The sequence below is a fragment of the Pseudomonas sp. 7SR1 genome (assembly GCF_900156465.1).
Lineage (GTDB): Bacteria > Pseudomonadota > Gammaproteobacteria > Pseudomonadales > Pseudomonadaceae > Aquipseudomonas.
This window is the reverse complement of the sequence record NZ_LT707064.1, coordinates 3,559,237-3,576,352: the sequence shown is the minus strand read 5'-3', so window position 1 is coordinate 3,576,352 and position 17,116 is coordinate 3,559,237. Positions and strand designations below refer to the sequence as shown.

Sequence of the window (17,116 nt, the reverse complement as noted above, 5' to 3'; positions counted from 1 at the left end):
CCTGTGGCACACAAACAGAAACGGCACCTTTCGGTGCCGTTCGTTCATGGGCGATGCCGTTTTACTTGCGTGCCGCCTCCCAGGATTTCAGCAGTTCGGTGTAACTCACCGTTTCGCCTTTAGGCTTCTCGTTCGCCAGTTTCGGCTTCGGTGCGCCCGGCTGGTCGAACCAGTATTGCGCGTCGCGCTCGGGGTTCATTTTCGGTGCGCAGGTGGCCTGGGCCTTGGAGCGTTCCAGGCGCGTCATGATCGCGTCCTGGTCCTTGGCCAGGCCGTCGAGGGCCTGTTGCGGGGTTTTCTCGCCGCTGGCCGCTTCGGCGATATGGCTCCACCACAACTGTGCCAGGCGTGGGTAGTCCGGTACGTTGGTCCCGGTAGGCGACCATTGCACGCGGGCCGGGCTGCGGTAGAACTCCACCAGGCCACCGAGTTTCGGCGCCAGGTCGGTCATCGCCTGGGAGTTGATGTCCGATTCGCGAATCGGCGTCAGGCCAACGATGGTCTTCTTCAGCGACACCGTCTTGGACGTCACGAACTGCGCATAGAGCCAGGCGGCCAGGCGCTGTTTCTCAGGCGTGGACTTCATGAAGGTCCAGGAACCCACGTCCTGATACCCCAGCTTCATGCCTTCTTCCCAGTACGGACCGCGTGGCGACGGCGCCATGCGCCATTTCGGCGTGCCATCGGCATTCACCACCGGCAGGCCCGGCTTGGTCATGTCGGCGGTAAAGGCGGTGTACCAGAAGATCTGCTGGGCGATGTTGCCCTGGGAGGGCACCGGGCCGGATTCGGAGAAGGTCATGCCCGCCGCTTCCGGTGGTGCGTACTTCTTCATCCAGTCCACATACTTGGTGGTGGCGAACACGGCCGCCGGCCCGTTGGTATCGCCGCCGCGGGTCACGCTGGAGCCCACCGGATGGCAGTTCTCGACGCGAATGCCCCACTCGTCCACCGGCAAGCCGTTGGGCAGTCCCTTGTCGCCGCCGCCGGCCATGGAGAACCAGGCATCGGTGAAGCGCCAGCCCAGGGACGGGTCTTTCTTGCCGTAGTCCATGTGGCCGTAGACGCGCTTGCCGTCGATCTCCTTGACGTCCTCGGAGAAGAACTTGGCGATGTCCTCATAGGCCGACCAGTTCACCGGTACGCCCAGCTCATAGCCGTACTTTTCCTTGAACTTGGCCTTCAGGTCCGGACGCTCGAACCAGTCGGCGCGGAACCAGTACAGGTTGGCGAACTGCTGGTCGGGCAGTTGATAGAGCTTGCCGTCCGGCGCGGTGGTGAAGGAGATGCCGATGAAGTCCTTGAGGTCCAGGGTCGGCGAGGTGAAGTTCTTGCCTTCGTTGGCCATCAGGTCGGTGATCGACTCGGTCTTGCCGTAGCGGAAGTGCGTACCGATCAGGTCGGAGTCGTTGACCCAGCCGTCGTAGATGTTCTTGTCGGACTGCATCTGGGTCTGCAGCTTCTCCACCACGTCGCCTTCCTGCAACAGGTCGTGGGTCAGCTGGATGCCCGTGATTTCGGAGAACGCCTTGGCCAGCACCTTGGATTCATATTCGTGGGTGGCGATGGTTTCCGACACCACGTTGATTTTCATGCCGCGAAACGGCTCGGACGCCTTGATGAACCACTTGAGCTCTTCAAGTTGCTGCTCGGCTGTCAGGGTTGACGGCTTGAATTCACTGCCGATCCATTTTTTCGCGGCGTCTTCATAGGCGTCGGCCCAGGCCGCAGCGCTCAGCCCGCTGAGTGCCAGCATGGCTGCCAATGAAACGCTATGTCGCAGCTTATTGTTTTTATCGAACATAGAGACCTCCTGTTTGGGTTTAAGAGCCTGATCGTCGAACCTTCGACGTGGCCTGTACGGTTAATCTGACTGCACCAATTAGCCACACAGGCCACTTAGCCCCACCGCATCACTGCCAACAGCCACACCAAAGACAACGCGAACGCTATCCAGATGCTCCAGTCGGTCGCGCCGATCACCAGCAGGTGCAGGTAGGCGCTACCGAGAAGACCGATAAACAACCGATCGCCACGGGTGGTGGCAATCGGCAGGAAACCTCGCCGGGGAATACTCGGCGAACGCATTTCCCACGTGGTCATGCCCGCCAGCAACAGGGCAATGACGCCAAAGAAGGCCGCCGTAGGGACGGTCCAGTTCATCCATTCCATCATCGACTCCTCAGACCCGGCCCAGGGCAAAGCCCTTGGCCACGTGGTTGCGAACGAACCAGATCACCAGCATGCCCGGCAGGATAGTCAATACCCCCGCCGCCGCCAGCACGCCCCAGTCGATGCCGGAGGCCGACACGGTGCGGGTCATCACCGCCGCGATCGGCTTGGCATTCACCGAGGTGAGCGTGCGGGCCAGCAACAGTTCGACCCAGGAAAACATGAAGCAGAAAAACGCCGTGACGCCGATGCCGGAGCCGATCAACGGGATGAAGATCTTGGCGAAGAACTTGGGGAAACTGTAGCCGTCAATGTAGGCGGTCTCGTCGATTTCTTTCGGCACCCCGGACATGAAGCCTTCGAGGATCCACACCGCCAGCGGCACGTTGAACAGGCAATGGGCCAGGGCCACGGCGATATGGGTGTCGAACAGTCCGATGGACGAGTACAACTGGAAGAACGGCAACAGGAACACCGCCGGTGGTGCCATGCGGTTGGTGAGCAGCCAGAAGAACAGGTGCTTGTCCCCCAGGAAGCGGTAGCGGGAAAACGCATAGGCCGCCGGCAGGGCCACGCACAGGGAAATCACCGTGTTCAGGCTGACGTAGTACAGCGAGTTCAGGTAACCGGTGTACCAGCTCGGGTCGGTGAAGATCACCTTGTAGTTGTGGAAGGTGAAATCCTGGGGCCACAGGGTCAGGCTGCCGAGGATCTCGGTATTGCTCTTGAACGACATGTTCAGCAGCCAGTAGATGGGCACCAGCAGGAACAGGATGTAGATCAGCAACGGAATCAGCTTTCTCTTGCTCATCGCACGGGCCTCAACGGTTGGCGTCGGAATGAGTCATGGCGGTATAGAACAGCCACGACACCAACAGGATGATCAGGAAGTACACCAGGGAGAACGCCGCCGCCGGGCCGAGGTCGAACTGGCCGATGGCCATTTGCGTCAGGGTCTGGCTGAGGAACGTGGTGGCGTTGCCCGGCCCGCCGCCGGTAAGCACGAACGGTTCGGTGTAGATCATGAAGCTGTCCATGAAGCGCAGCATCACCGCGATCAGCAGCACGCTCTTCATCTTCGGCAACTGGATGTGCCGGAACACCGCCCAATTGGACGCCCGGTCGATCCGCGCGGCCTGGTAATACACGTCCGGAATCGCCCGCAGCCCCGAATAGCACAGCAGCGCCACCAGGGACGTCCAATGCCAGACATCCATCACCAGCACCGTGACCCAGGCATCCATGGTGTTGGCCGCGTAGTTATAGTTGATCCCCAGGTTGTTCAGGACGGACCCCAGCAGGCCGATGTCGGCGCGGCCGAAGATCTGCCAGATGGTGCCCACCACGTTCCACGGGATCAGCAGCGGAATCGCCAGGATGATCAGCACCAGGGACGACCACTTGCCCTTGGTCGGCATGGTCAACGCGATGGCGATGCCCAGGGGAATCTCGATCAGCAGCACGCAGGCCGAGTAGATGAACTGGCGCAACAGCGAGTCGTGCAGGCGCGGGTCCATCAGCACCTGCCTGTACCAGTCGGCACCGACGAAGTAGCGGCTGGACTGGTCGAAAATGTCCTGCACCGAGTAGTTGACCACGGTCATCATCGGGATCACGGCACTGAAAGCCACCAGCAGGAACACCGGCAATACCAGCCACCAGGCCTTGTTGTTCTGCACCTTGTTCATCGCTGCACCTCGCTCAACGGTTCCAGCAGGTATTCATCGGCGTAGACCATCAGCCATTGCGCCGGGAAACTGATATAGGCCGTACCCTCCGGCACAGGCTTGTCTTCGGCCAGGCGTACCTTCAGCGGCGCGCCGTCGAGGTTGAGGGTCATGATCTTGTAGGTGCCCAGGTCTTCGACGTGTACCACCTCGGCCCGCATCGCATCGTCGTAGGGGCCGTCCCAGACATGGACGAACTCCGGCCGGATACCGACTTTCAGGCGCTTGCCCTGCGCTTCGGCGACCCGACGCTGCAAGGTGTCGGAAAGGGGCAGATGGGTGGATGCGAAACCGACGCCACCCGGTTGGGCGGTCACCTCGATCAGGTTCATGCCCGGGCTGCCGATGAAGTAGCCGACGAAGGTATGGCCGGGGCGCTCGAACAATTCCCGGGGCGTGCCGAACTGCACGATCTGGCCGCCGTACATCACCGCGATCTTGTCGGCGAAGGTGGACGCCTCCAACTGATCGTGGGTGACGTAGACCATGGTGATGTTGAACTGCTCATGGATCTGCTTGAGCTTGCGCCGCAGTTTCCATTTCAGGTGCGGGTCGATCACCGTCAGCGGCTCGTCGAACAGGATCGCCGACACGTCGTCGCGCACCAGCCCACGGCCCATGGAGACTTTCTGCTTCTCGTCGGCGGTGAGGTTGCGGGCCTTTTTGTCCAGCAGGTTCTGCAGGTCCAGGACCTCGGCGATCTCTTGCACCTTGGTGTGGATCTTCGCCTCGGCCATACCCTGGTTACGCAGGGGGAACGCCAGGTTGTCGAACACCGTCATGGTGTCGTACACCACCGGGAACTGGAACACCTGGGCGATGTTGCGCCGCTCCGGGCTCAGCTCGTTGACCACCTTGCTGTCGAACAGCACCTGGCCCTCGGACGGGCTGAGCAACCCGGAAATGATGTTGAGCAAGGTGGACTTGCCGCACCCTGACGGGCCGAGCAGCGCATAGGCACCGCCCTGCTCCCAGATGTGGTTCATCTCGCGGATCGCGTAGTCCTCTGGGCCCGCCGGTGTGCTGGTGTAGCTGTGGGCGAGGTTCTGCAAACGTATTTCAGCCATCAGGCAACCCTCGCGATACGCTGGCCGGGAGCCTGGACCAACTTGCCCGAGGCATCGAAGACAAACAGTTTGTGGGTCGGAATGTAGATGCGGATCGGCGCGTCCACGTCGTACTCATGCACTCCCGGCAAGTGCAGCACCAGGAGGAAATGCTCGTTGCGAACATGCAGGAACGTTTCCGAGCCGCTGATCTCCGCCACCTCGACGGTCACCGCCAACTCCAGGTCATCGTCGTTGCTCGGCACCAGGGAGATATGGCTGGGGCGCACGCCAAACCGGAACTCACCCTCGCCCACCGGACGCAGGTCGACGTTCAGCGGAAAGTGCACGAAATTGGCGAAGCTCACTTCATTGCCGGCGATACGACCAGGCATGAGGTTGATGGGCGGCTCGGAAAACAATTCGGCGGCCAGGACAGTCTGCGGCTGGTGATAGACCGACGACGACTTGCCGCTCTGGATCACCCGGCCCTCGTGCAGGATCGTGGTGGTGCCACCCAGGGCCAGGGCCTCGTTGGGCTCGGTGGTGGCATAGACAGCAATGGTGTGGCGGGCCTGGAACAGTTCGCGCATCTCCTGGCGCAGTTCCTCGCGCAGCTTGTAGTCCAGGTTCACCAGCGGTTCGTCGAACAGGATCAGTTCGGCGTCCTTGACCAGGGCCCGTGCCATGGCCGTGCGCTGCTGCTGGCCCCCGGACAACTCCAGCGGATGGCGTTTGAGGAATTTTTCGATGCGCAGCATCCGGGCGGTTTCCAGCACCTTGTCCTGGATCACCTCGTCGGCCACACCGGCCTGGCGCAGGGGCGAGGCGATGTTTTCGAATACCGTCATGGTCGGGTAGTTGATGAACTGCTGATAGACCATCGACACATTGCGCAACCGCACCGGGCGGTGGGTCACGTCGACGCCGTTCATCAGGATGCGCCCGCTGTCGGGCTTGTCCAGGCCGGCCATCAGCCGCATCAGGCTGGTCTTGCCGGACAGGGTGCGCCCCAGCAGGACGTTGAAGGATCCGGGTTCGAAATTCAGGTTGGCATCGTCGATCCAGGTCTGGCCTTCGACGGTGCGACAGATGTGCTCAAGCGTTAATGACATGGCTCGGCCTTTTTATTTTTGGAGTCAAGCGACCGAAGCTTGAAAGCGAAAGCCGTGCCAGGAATCACAACACGTTGATGTAGTGGGTTTTTCTCAATAATCGCGGGAAAAATACGTTCGTTGATGAACAGAAATGAACAACCAGAACTGAACAACTGAACAATTCGCCGGTTGACAATGAACAATTTTGAACAACACTGAATGAACGCTTTCGGTTGGCCTGACTTCGATCCCTGTGGGCGCCCGCTCCCACAAGGGGCTGTGTATTACGTGCTATTCAGGCCTGCCCCCGCACAAGGAGTCTGTGCGAGACTTACCACAACAATAATAAACAGCTCCTGCGAGAGTGCCCCATGGCCGCACCTGCCCCAGTCTTGTCCCATGACGCCATCATCCAGGCCTCCTGGTCCCGTTGCCGTGCCTTCGGCCTCGACCATCAGAGCGTGCCCTCCTTCGACCCGCTGCCCGCCGAGGGCGTCGCCCAGTTGCTGGAGAGCCAGCATTCCCTGGTGCAGACCACTCACCAGGAAGTCCTGCCGTACTACGAGAACATCCTGAGCAACTCCAATTGCCTGATCATGCTGGCGGACAACCAGGGCCAGGTGCTGACGTCCTGGGGTACCCAGCGTTTCATCGAGCCGAAACTGGCCCATGGTTTCAGCGCCGGAGCGAGCTGGATGGAACGCTGCACCGGCACCAACGCCATCGGCACGGCGCTGGCCTGTGAACAGGCGGTGCACATCGAACACGATGAACACTTTCTCAAGGCCAACCGTTTCATGACCGGTTCCGCCGCGCCGATCTTCGATGCCGAGCGCAAGGTCATCGCGGTGCTGGATGTCTCCAGCGACAGCTACCTGCCGCCCTCCCACACCCTGGGCATGGTCAAGATGATGAGCCAGACCGTGGAGAACCGGCTGATCCTCAACCTGTTTCGCGGTGAGCATTTCCAGCTGACGTTCAACACCGGGTTGAACAACCTCGACAGCCAGTGGGCCGGCCTGCTGATTTTCGATGAGACCGGCCAGGTGCTTTCCGCCAACCGCCGGGCCGACAACCTGCTGGGGCTGAGCCTGTCCCGGGTCAGCATCGAAAGCCTGTTCAAGGTGTCGCTGCTGGACCTGCTGAACCAACCCGACGGCCTGCCGTTTTCCTTGCAGGCGGCCGGGCGCAATCGTTTCCAGTGCATGCTCAAGCGTCCGAGCCAGTTGTCGATCAAGCCGCGCGTGTTTGCCGAGCCGACACCTGCGCCGGCGCCCGCCGGCAACGCCATCAGCCTCAACACCCTGCATTTTGGTGACAGTCGCGTGGAAAAAGCCGTGCGCCAGGCCGAGCGCCTGCTGGAAAAAGACATTCCGCTGCTGATCCACGGCGAAACGGGCGTGGGCAAGGAAGTCTTCGTCAAAGCCCTGCACCAGGCCAGCTCCCGTTGCAAGCAACCGTTCATCGCGGTCAACTGCGCGGCGATCCCCGCCGAGCTGGTGGAATCGGAGCTGTTCGGCTACGAAAAAGGCGCCTTCACCGGCGCCAACCAGAAGGGCAGCATCGGCCTGATCCGCAAGGCCGACCGCGGCACGCTGTTCCTCGACGAAATCGGCGACATGCCGCTCCCAACCCAGGCCCGGCTGCTGCGGGTGTTGCAGGAACGCTGCGTGCAACCGGTGGGCAGCGCCGAGCTGTTCCCGGTGGACATCCGCATCATTTCCGCCACCAACCGCTCCCTGCGCGAACAGGTGCAACTGGGCCGGTTCCGCGAAGACCTCTACTACCGCATCGGCGGCCTGACCCTGGAGCTGCCGCCCCTGCGGGAGCGCAGCGACAAGCAGGCCCTGTTCAAGCGGCTCTGGGAACATCATCGCGAACCGACCCAGTGGGCCGGCCTGAGCCGCGAGGTGCTGGAACTCTTCGAGCGCCATCCGTGGCCGGGCAACCTGCGACAGGTCAGCAGCGTATTGCAGGTGGCCCTCGCCATGGCCGAGGAACAGCCGATCCGACCCGAACATCTGCCGGACGACTTTTTTGTCGACCTGGAAATGGAACCCGTGGAACAGCCGGAGCCCCTGGCGGTGGACCTGAACGATGCCGAGGACCTGAACCGTCAGTTGCAGGCGGTGGGCGGGAACATTTCACACCTGGCGCGACGGCTGGGCGTCAGCCGCAACACCCTGTACAAACGCCTGCGACAACTTGAAGGCTGATACGAAGGCAGCCTCCGAAGAGGCTGCCATGTCGCTGAGGCAAAGGGTCAGTCGAACGCGCCGCTGAGCACTTCATAGATGATGCCGCTGGCGATCGCCACCAGGATCAGATCAGTGCCCACCTGCTGCCACTCATATCCGTCATAGTGCGGCAGATGCCCCAGCAGCCGGCCATCGAGCTTCTTGGCGATACCCGGCGGCAGCGGCTTGCCCCGGGCCAGGTTCTTCTGGATGCCGGGTGGCAACGCCGGGCCGGGGCTCCAATAATCGCGATAACCGCCAATCACCCCCAGGATGCCGCTACGGTCGATGCTCGGGCCGTTGTGCCAATCGCCGCCGCCACCTCCCTGGTTTCCCTTGCCGCCCTGATTGTCCTTGTGGCCGGGATTTCCTTGACCGCCCTTGTTGCCCTGCCCGCCTTTGCCTCCCTGCCCTTGACCGGGACCTTGATCGAATTGAGCGTTTCCCTTGCCGTTGCCCGGGTCCGCGACAACAATGCCAGGGCCCGCCGCCAGGGCGAAACAGGTAACTGCAGCAATCAACGAACGCGATTTGAACATGGCCGTTCTCTCAAGAAGGGGTTTGCCTGTAAAGATATAGAGACTAACGGTGATATTAGTTCCATATCACACTGTGCGTCGCTTGCCTGGACCGGATAACCGCTGTCACAGTCACCAAGGAGCTTCATGCGCAAGGATTACCTGGCCTTTTTCGTCTCATTGTTTCTTTCCCGGCTGGCCGACCAGATCCTCCTGTTCATCGTCCCGCTGATGGTGTTCCAGACCACCGGCAGTGCGTCCTGGGCGGGCCTGGCCTTCTTCGCCGAAGCCTTGCCGCGTTACTTGTCGTTCCCGATCTGCGGCGCGCTGTGCGATAGATTCTCGCCGATTCGTATCCTGCACATCAGCCAGGTCTATCGCGCCGTGGCGTGCATCGTCGGCGTGGGACTCTACGGGCTCTTTGGCGGGATCTACTGGATCGTCGCGTTGTCCGCCTTGTGCGGCGTGCTGACCACCCAGGGCATCATGGCCCGTGAAGTGGTGATGCCCTACATTTTCAAGCAGTACACCTATGCCAAGACCCTGTCCTATTCGCAGATCGCCGACCAGGCCGGGCTGGTACTGGGCCCGCTGGTGGCAGCGCTGATGCTCGAGGCATGGGCGTGGCATTGGGTAGTGCTGGCGATTGCCGGCCTGTTCCTGCTGGCGGACCTGGCGATGCTGTCCTGGCAGCGGAGCAGCCCGGTCACGCTGCAAATCTTCGAACAACGCTACGACGCATGGCTGAGCCCGCTGCGCATTGCTTTGGGCCACATCGGCAAACTCACCCAGCTGAAAAAACTCATCTGCCTGGCAGCCGGGGTCAATCTGGTCATCGGTGTCACCCTCGCCACTTCCGCCGCCATGGCGATCGGTCAATACGACGCCACGAAGGATGACTATGCCGGACTGCAAGCCGCCGGAGCCGTGACCACCATTCTCATCCTGTTCTTCCTGGCCCGCGCCACCTTGCCCCTGAAATTGCTGGGAGTCCTGTCCTACAGCCTGATCGCCGCAGGCGCGTTCATCACCGCGCTCAGCCCATCCGCGTGGGGCTATGTGGTTGGTTTCCTGCTGATCGTCGGTTTCGACAAGATGTTTAACGTGTACATGCGCAGTGTCCGCCAGAAAATCATTCCGCCCCAGGACTTCGGCAAGACCGTCGGCGTCATCACCCTGCTCAACAATCTGTCGCAACCCCTGGCGGGCCTGCTGGTCGCGTTGCTGGCCGCGCCACTCGGCACCCGCCAGGTGATCCTGCTGCTGGCCCTCGCCACCAGCCTGACAGGCCTGGCGGTACTGGTGTTGTTCAGCCACAGGGAAGGCAGCCCGCAGGGCTACGGGGTCGACACGGACGGCTGACGTCTTCAAATATTCATCTGTGACCGGTATGAATTTGTGCGTGCGTACCATTCGTCGTGAATGGAACCGCATGCACCGTCAGCCGCCACGTCTGGCTCAAGGCTTGCACCGACCTGGCATGGCAGCCTCAGGACGACGTAACCCTGACGCGGCGGCCTTTAATTACCGCTTGGTCAGTCATCGGAGATGTACCGTGTCAACTCTCAACGAAATCGCAGCGAACCACGCGAGAATGGCAAAGGCAAAGGAAGAAGAGTCGATACGGCTGAGTGGGCTTCAGGGACAAATCGTGGGCGGCTTTGAAATGCCGGCCATCGAAGTGAAACAGGACATGCCACTGCACTTCATGGCCGCGGTGCAGGAACATGGCTTCGCGGAGGGAATTGGCTGCGTGGCCTGATTGCCGAGGCTGGCTATTGAGGAAGCCATCGCCCGCTTTTGCGCGGGCGACTGGGCAGTGGTTCGGTCTCGTCCGGCCAGGATTCATTCCCTCGAACAACAATCAAGTGCAATGCGCCCTCTGTATCAGGCGCCGTCCCTGTGCAGACACCTCAGATGAATGACGAGCCCGACGGTCCCGGGGTGTAATCGTCGAAAAGGCATGACATTCTCGCTTACCGGCAACAATCGAAAGCGGACGAGGGAAAGGTCGTGAGCACACTTGAAAAGGCTATATCGATTGCCGCTCTGGCCCATGAAGGGCAGACCGACAAAGGCGGCGCGCCTTACATCCTGCATCCGTTGAACGTCATGCGGCGCCTGGCCCATGAGGACGAACGGATCGTCGCGGTATTGCACGATGTGATCGAAGACACCCGGGTGAGCATCGCCGATCTGCGCAAGGATGGCTTCAGCGAAACGATCCTCGCCGCCATCGAGTCTCTCACCAGGCACGAAGGCGAGCCTTACCAAATCTTCATCGAACGGGCTGCCCGCAATCCCCTGGCTCGTCGAGTGAAACTGGCCGATCTTGCGGAAAACAGCGATTTGTCACGGATCGACAGGCCCGGACCGAAAGACCTGGAGCGGGTAGAGAAATATCGCAAGGCCGTGGAGTATCTGACGGCTTTAACGAGCGTCTAGAGAAAAACCGGAGCCTCCCAGCACGGGCGAAGAAAGCCCCGGCTGATATGCCAGGGCTTCCCCACCCGACAGCGGGATTACTTCTGCTTCACGGCATCAGGCCAATGTGAACGTACCGAAGCCACTGCCAAAGAATTCACCGCTGATATTCGCTGAATACTGTTGCGGATGAACCAAGACGAGTAAAGACGGTACGGGGCAGGAACAGCGTATCGGCGAAGAGGCTGAGCGGCAGGTCGAACGAGTCCAGAACATTTTCAGCCAGGCTCTGCGAAAAGTGTGAGGCGTCGCCAAGCATGAGACGCTTGAGCATGGGAGGTGAGAATCGGTCAGTAAGACGTTACGATCACTCGGGCCAGTTGCCGATCTGACATCAGAGGCAAGCTGTGGGTCGCTCGATAGTAACGGGAGGCCTGCTCAAAATGCGCCCCTCTGATCTCGCCATCTGATCCGATGAATACAATCGCATCACTCTTGGCGGACTTGAATATGGCCGGCCCATCTACGGTGAAGGCCGTCGTTGCGCCAACGATCATAGTCGGCACCAGCGTCGTAGCGGTCAACGCTCTCTCGACCGGATTTTCGACATACCACGCTCGCGCCTCAGCGCTGAGCAATGCCCAAATGGCAATTGCCAGCATTCTTAATGGAACCATCTCTTCTGTTCTTCCCTGCATGCAAAAGGCCGTCACGGTAACAAAGCGAGATACGGTTGGAAACAAAAGCTCGGCCCGAAGGACTGCAACCCGCGCGGCAGGGAGACGCCCTTGCGCCGTATCCCAGACAATGCCTTTAGCACGTCCATGACTTGCTAACGGTCCCCCAAGGACCTGAGATGAATATTGAGGACGCGCGCACCGCTCCTTCATCGAAGCAAGACATTTTCGACCGTCTGCCACCCCATTGGAGGGACCGCCTCAAACATTACGAAGCATGCCAGATCACCAGATCAGCACGCCCCCGGTGGAATACCGTCCTTGTTGAAATCCTTCAGACGCTCACGTTCCTGCTCTGTGGAATGCGCAGGGGTGTCGTTCTTGGGCGGGTCTTTTTGCTTTTCATCGGCCATTGCAGTGTCCTCTGGGGTGGATAAGGGTTTTGGCCACTGAATAGTATCGGCGGTTCAACTTGGTAACAGATTTACGAGGCTTTCACTATGATCGCTGTACAAGCCTTTCTAGCTGCATGTGTATCCAGCGTGGATAAAAACACAGTATTCGAACACAGCTAACAAGTAGTAGCGTTAGGCCTCCATCAGCCCAATCGGGCGAATCTGCAGTGGAGCCAGGAAAATGGAATTTTTAGAGCGCTTGAATGCGATGTCGGCAAAGGTGAGTCAGTTAGCGTCAACGATCCAAACGGAAGAAGCAACTAAAACCGCGTTTGTAATGCCCTTCATCCATACAGTGCTTGGCTACGATGTTTTCGATCCATCTGAAGTCGTGCCCGAATATGTATGTGACATTGGTACCAAAAAAGGCGAAAAAATTGATTACGCAATACTAAAGAACGGCCAAATTCAAATTCTTATTGAAACCAAGAAAATTGGCGAACCCTTAAACATAAACCACGCCAGCCAACTATTCAGATACTTCCACGTCACAACCGCTAGAATTTCAATCCTGACAAACGGCAGATTCTATAGATTTTTCACCGACCTAGACGCTCCTAACAAAATGGATGAAAAACCATTTTTAGAAATAGATCTTTTAGACATTGACGAGCACGTTATTCCCGAGCTGCAAAAACTTACGAAATCAGCATTCGACGTTGAATCGATTATCAATGCAGCTGGCGAGCTGAAATATGTAGGACAGATCAAAAGAGAAATGGCCTCACAACTAACTCAGCCCGACGATGATTTCGTGCGTTTCTTTGCTTCACGGATCTACGAAGGCGCGATTACCCAGAAGGTAAGAGAACAGTTTGCACTGCTTACAAAAAAAGCCGCTGCTCAGTTCCTGAACGATCAGATAAATGATCGATTGAAATCTGCAATCAGTGGCGTACCCCTTCCTACTCCGGCCGAAGTTGTAGTATCCGAAACCCAACCGGATGCTAATGATGTACCAGAAGATAGAGTTCTCACTACCATGGAAGAACTCGAAGGATTCCATATAATAAAAGCGATAGTGCGTACAGTTATTGATGCAAAGCGGATCGCACACCGAGATACACAAAGTTATTTCGGAATTCTATTGGATGACAACAATCGAAAACCAATCGCAAGGTTGCATTTCAATAGAACGCAAAAGTATTTAGGCGTCTTCGATAAAGACAAGAACGAAACGCGTCACCCGATAAGCTCGCTTGACGATATTTACGGGTTCTCGGACTCTTTAAAAGAGACGATCACCTTTTATCAAGGACAAGCCTGATACGAAAACTATGGGGGCAGAGCTCGTTTCGAGTTCGTTGCTATTGGCTCATCTCGTAACCGTCATTTGCCCCCCATCTTATTGTGCGCGCATGTCGTAGCGAGCAACGGAAGTGCTTAAACTTGGGTAACCAGCTACCTATCAACGTTTTTTGGTTCCAAGGGATTTCTAACGGGAAAACGCCAGAGACATTCTGTCCATACGACGCTCCTGCCCCATTCTGCCACCCCTGCCAGCCATAACGAAAAAGCCCAGCGGGATAGGCTGGGCTTCGAAGTTGAAAGCTCTATTTCAGATAACCGGATTTACGCAACCGCAGGCTATAGCCCCATACCGCAACCAGCAGAACGGCTTGCAGGATAACCGGCAGCAGGCACCAGGCAAGCTGGATGTAAAGGCTGGCCGGCATATGGAAGATGTCAGGCAGCATGATCGGAATCAATGTCAGCCCCAGGAGCAATGCCCCCAACAGGACCCAGGATGACTTTGCGCTACGCCGCCATAGCAACAGGCCGGCGATTGCCAGCAGCAAGCAGGTGGAGCCGACTAATGAGCGCGATATCGGCCATTCTGGCTTGGCTCCAGCCCTCGCCGACCAGCCAGCAGGCATTTTTTGAATGTACGAAAAAGGCAGTAGATCACGGCGAGGTTGCCAGGACCGAGCGTGAGATATTCCTAACCAGAGGTGCAGGATTATCCATAATTTCCAAATCCATGTAGATGACCGGCCAATCCAGCCAACCTGCGAAGTCTACCCAGGACTAGCCGGGTCAAGAAGCTGACGAAGCGGTCAGTCTTTTACAGGAGAACCCTGCCTTTTCCGTTCAATGAAGAACCCTGCGACTCTCTCCAATCCTGATCCGATCCAGTGCCCTGTTTAAGGCATCCAGGGCATTGAGCAGAGCTTTCGCCTCCGCTTCCCGCCCATCGCCCCAGAGGCGTTCCGCCATGATATTAAGCGCCTGGATAGAGCGCTCGATATCAGCAGCCGTCACTGCTTTGCTTTCCTGATGTTTCTTTGGCATTGATCAACCTATCTCCAGGGTGTTGCGTCACCCGCTTCAATGCGAATACACAACAACAGAACACCATGCGGATGTCCAAGCCGGCAAGCAGCCAACCTTCACTCCCTCCCCCACGAGCGCCTCACGCTCGAACATTACACGGGTTCTCGCCGATACGGAGCTTTCCATCGTGACGACGCTGGGACTGCATACTCGACCCAATCACTCTTCGAGCCCTGCCTTAGCACAAATCAAGCGTCCCATGATGAACATTCGTTCACCGCAAGCAAGGTCCGATGCGTCTACCCTGCGGGTTCCAACATAGTGACTACAGGAGTGACCACCATGTTCTCGCACGAAAGCGTCCCACTGATCATCATCTTCATCGTCATGCTGGTGGCCGTGCTTGCGGCATTTCTGCACCCCGTGCATGCACTCTATAGCTGGCTTCGCAGACGCAGGGAAAGATCAGCCGTCGGCGTGACAGAGAAAGAAATTTCCCGCTGAAAATTGGCCCCGATCAGGCCCGGTGCGCCGGGCTTTTTCTCGGGATCCAGGTTCAACGCAAGCCTTCACCATCGCTACTCGATAGTTCCCCTCCGTGACTTGCACCGTTCGATGAGCTCTTTCCAGTCTCTACGTACGCCACTGTCGAAAAGAAGCCACCTATCAACCAGCGTTACGGTGCCACGGCCCCCCTATAGTCGCTCACGGCTAAAGAATGACGGAACAGCGCCTACGCCACTTTTCTGTCTATTCGCAGAGGGAGGAGTTTGTTGGGATTGTTGCGCCGAGCCAGAGCGGCTGGATGGGACTGGACTTTTGCCAGCGGCAAACAAAAAAGGGCCAACCTCTCGGTTGACCCTTCTAGACCGCCCAGCAGAGCGGATTTTGTTTGGTAGGCGCGATTGGACTCGAACCAACGACCCCCACCATGTCAAGGTGGTGCTCTAACCAACTGAGCTACGTGCCTGCTGTGAGGCGGCATTCTACGGAATTCCGAAGGGGTGTCAACACCTTTTTTCACCTAACCCTATGAATATGCAAAATATTTAATTTCGCCGGGGCAATGAAGTATTTGCGGTGGCTGGCGGCGGATTTTTATCTCGGGTAGGATCGGCGCATTCGTAAAAAATATAAAACAGAGGTTGCAGAATGGCGAACACTCCTTATCCAGCGTCTTACTACGCCGCATCGGCCAACGCGGCTGCGTCGCGCCCGGCCCTGCAAGGTGACGTCGAAACCGACGTGTGTGTGATCGGCGCTGGCTATACCGGCCTGTCCTCTGCCCTGTTTTTGCTGGAGAACGGCTTCAAGGTCACGATTGTCGAGGCCGCGAAGGTGGGGTTTGGCGCATCGGGTCGCAACGGCGGGCAGATCGTCAACAGCTACAGCCGCGACATCGATGTGATCGAACGCAGTGTCGGGCCGCAGCAGGCACAATTGCTGGGCAACATGGCCTTCGAGGGCGGTCGGATCATTCGTGAGCGGGTGGCGAAGTATCAGATCCAGTGCGACTTGAAGGACGGTGGCGTCTTCGCAGCCCTTACCGCTAAACAGATGGGGCATCTGGAATCGCAGAAACGTCTATGGGAGCGTTTCGGCCATACCCAGCTGGAGCTGCTGGATCAACGCCGCATTCGCGAAGTGGTGGCGTGCGAAGAGTACGTGGGTGGCATGCTGGACATGAGCGGCGGGCATATCCATCCCCTCAATCTGGCGTTGGGCGAAGCCGCTGCGGTGGAGTCCCTTGGCGGGGTCATTCATGAACAATCGCCGGCGGTGCGCATCGAACGCGGTGCAAGCCCGGTGGTGCATACGCCACAAGGCAAGGTCAGGGCCAAGTTCATCATCGTGGCGGGCAATGCCTACCTGGGCAATCTGGTGCCGGAGCTGGCGTCCAAGTCGATGCCTTGCGGCACCCAGGTGATCACCACCGAGCCTCTGGGGGAAGAGTTGGCCCACAGCCTGTTGCCCCAGGATTATTGCGTCGAGGACTGCAACTACCTGTTGGACTATTACCGACTGACAGGCGACAAGCGCCTGATCTTCGGCGGCGGCGTAGTGTATGGCGCGAGGGATCCGGCGAACATCGAAGCGATCATCCGTCCGAAGATGCTCAAGGCCTTCCCCCAGCTCAAGGATGTGAAGATCGATTACGCATGGACCGGAAATTTCCTGCTGACGTTGTCGCGTCTTCCACAGGTGGGGCGTCTGGGCGACAACATCTACTACTCCCAGGGCTGCAGCGGCCATGGCGTGACGTACACGCACCTGGCAGGCAAGGTCCTGGCCGAGGCGCTGCGTGGTCAGGCTGAGCGTTTTGATGCATTTGCCGATCTGCCCCACTACCCGTTCCCTGGCGGCCAGCTGTTGCGCACGCCGTTTGCGGCGATGGGTGCGTGGTATTACGGGCTGCGGGATAGATTGGGGTTCTGAGGCTCGCCCCCTGAGTCTTGCCAACTCAGCAAGCAAGGGCTGCTTCGCAGCCC

Annotated in this window: 18 protein-coding genes and 1 tRNA gene; 7 read left to right on the top strand and 12 right to left on the bottom strand. The window is 58.6% G+C overall.

Annotation, left to right across the window (positions count from 1 at the left end):
• Positions 1-61 precede the first annotated feature (61 nt).
• From BW992_RS16270 to BW992_RS16245, 6 genes are all read right to left on the bottom strand, one after another.
• A complete protein-coding gene (locus tag BW992_RS16270; RefSeq protein WP_072392344.1) occupies positions 62-1,804 on the bottom strand; it encodes an ABC transporter substrate-binding protein in 1,743 nt (580 codons plus the stop codon).
• 95 nt (positions 1,805-1,899) lie between these two features.
• Entirely contained in the window at positions 1,900-2,172 is a 273-nt protein-coding gene (locus BW992_RS16265; protein WP_072392341.1) for a DUF2160 domain-containing protein, read from the bottom strand.
• A gap of 10 nt (positions 2,173-2,182) precedes the next feature.
• Positions 2,183-2,983 (bottom strand): carbohydrate ABC transporter permease, encoded by an 801-nt coding sequence (locus tag BW992_RS16260; protein WP_072392338.1) that lies wholly within the window; start codon positions 2,981-2,983, stop codon positions 2,183-2,185.
• 10 nt (positions 2,984-2,993) lie between these two features.
• Positions 2,994-3,860 (bottom strand): carbohydrate ABC transporter permease, encoded by an 867-nt coding sequence (locus BW992_RS16255; protein ID WP_072392335.1) that lies wholly within the window; start codon positions 3,858-3,860, stop codon positions 2,994-2,996.
• Entirely contained in the window at positions 3,857-4,966 is a 1,110-nt protein-coding gene (locus tag BW992_RS16250) for an ABC transporter ATP-binding protein (RefSeq protein WP_072392331.1), read from the bottom strand. Before BW992_RS16250 ends, BW992_RS16255 begins: the two co-directional genes overlap by 4 nt.
• Entirely contained in the window at positions 4,966-6,060 is a 1,095-nt protein-coding gene (locus BW992_RS16245) for an ABC transporter ATP-binding protein (protein WP_072392327.1), read from the bottom strand. The genes BW992_RS16250 and BW992_RS16245 overlap by 1 nt, the downstream gene beginning before the upstream one ends.
• A 353-nt stretch (positions 6,061-6,413) precedes the next feature.
• Here BW992_RS16245 and BW992_RS16240 point away from each other — a divergent pair, with 353 nt between their 5' ends.
• A complete protein-coding gene (locus BW992_RS16240) occupies positions 6,414-8,258 on the top strand; it encodes a sigma-54-dependent Fis family transcriptional regulator (RefSeq protein ID WP_072392325.1) in 1,845 nt (614 codons plus the stop codon).
• A 47-nt stretch (positions 8,259-8,305) separates the two neighbouring features.
• Here the strand turns inward: BW992_RS16240 and BW992_RS16235 are convergent, their stop codons facing one another.
• Positions 8,306-8,818: an anti-virulence regulator CigR family protein gene (locus tag BW992_RS16235; RefSeq protein ID WP_076406582.1), complete on the bottom strand. Its 513-nt coding sequence runs from the start codon at positions 8,816-8,818 to the stop codon at positions 8,306-8,308.
• A gap of 126 nt (positions 8,819-8,944) precedes the next feature.
• On the opposite strand from BW992_RS16235, the gene BW992_RS16230 reads away from it, so the two are divergent.
• From BW992_RS16230 to BW992_RS16220, 3 genes are all read left to right on the top strand, one after another.
• On the top strand, positions 8,945-10,159 hold the full coding sequence (locus tag BW992_RS16230; protein WP_072458166.1) for an MFS transporter: 1,215 nt from the start codon (positions 8,945-8,947) through the stop codon (positions 10,157-10,159).
• Between the two features lie 193 nt (positions 10,160-10,352).
• Complete coding sequence (locus tag BW992_RS16225) at positions 10,353-10,559, top strand: hypothetical protein (RefSeq protein ID WP_072392317.1); 207 nt, start codon at positions 10,353-10,355, stop codon at positions 10,557-10,559.
• A gap of 251 nt (positions 10,560-10,810) precedes the next feature.
• On the top strand, positions 10,811-11,242 hold the full coding sequence (locus BW992_RS16220; protein WP_072392314.1) for an HD domain-containing protein: 432 nt from the start codon (positions 10,811-10,813) through the stop codon (positions 11,240-11,242).
• Between the two features lie 136 nt (positions 11,243-11,378).
• Here the strand turns inward: BW992_RS16220 and BW992_RS26940 are convergent, their stop codons facing one another.
• Both BW992_RS26940 and BW992_RS16215 read right to left on the bottom strand, forming a co-directional pair.
• Entirely contained in the window at positions 11,379-11,555 is a 177-nt protein-coding gene (locus BW992_RS26940) for a hypothetical protein (protein ID WP_156682192.1), read from the bottom strand.
• A 16-nt stretch (positions 11,556-11,571) separates the two neighbouring features.
• Positions 11,572-11,883, bottom strand: a complete 312-nt coding sequence (locus BW992_RS16215; protein ID WP_231991057.1) for a DUF2388 domain-containing protein — start codon at positions 11,881-11,883, stop codon at positions 11,572-11,574.
• Positions 11,884-12,534: 651 nt separating this feature from the next.
• Between BW992_RS16215 and BW992_RS16210 the strand changes: the two genes are divergently transcribed.
• Positions 12,535-13,620 (top strand): type I restriction endonuclease, encoded by a 1,086-nt coding sequence (locus tag BW992_RS16210; RefSeq protein ID WP_072430679.1) that lies wholly within the window; start codon positions 12,535-12,537, stop codon positions 13,618-13,620.
• Positions 13,621-13,906: 286 nt separating this feature from the next.
• Here BW992_RS16210 and BW992_RS26935 read toward each other — a convergent pair whose 3' ends face one another.
• A complete protein-coding gene (locus BW992_RS26935; RefSeq protein WP_156682191.1) occupies positions 13,907-14,050 on the bottom strand; it encodes a hypothetical protein in 144 nt (47 codons plus the stop codon).
• Between the two features lie 394 nt (positions 14,051-14,444).
• Positions 14,445-14,645: a hypothetical protein gene (locus BW992_RS16200; RefSeq protein ID WP_072392303.1), complete on the bottom strand. Its 201-nt coding sequence runs from the start codon at positions 14,643-14,645 to the stop codon at positions 14,445-14,447.
• Between the two features lie 324 nt (positions 14,646-14,969).
• Here BW992_RS16200 and BW992_RS27085 point away from each other — a divergent pair, with 324 nt between their 5' ends.
• Entirely contained in the window at positions 14,970-15,131 is a 162-nt protein-coding gene (locus tag BW992_RS27085) for a hypothetical protein (protein ID WP_165887429.1), read from the top strand.
• Positions 15,132-15,520: 389 nt separating this feature from the next.
• Here the strand turns inward: BW992_RS27085 and BW992_RS16195 are convergent.
• Positions 15,521-15,597 (bottom strand) — tRNA-Val (locus BW992_RS16195).
• Positions 15,598-15,779: 182 nt separating this feature from the next.
• On the opposite strand from BW992_RS16195, the gene BW992_RS16190 reads away from it, so the two are divergent.
• A complete protein-coding gene (locus BW992_RS16190) occupies positions 15,780-17,063 on the top strand; it encodes an NAD(P)/FAD-dependent oxidoreductase (protein WP_076406579.1) in 1,284 nt (427 codons plus the stop codon).
• Positions 17,064-17,116 lie beyond the last annotated feature (53 nt).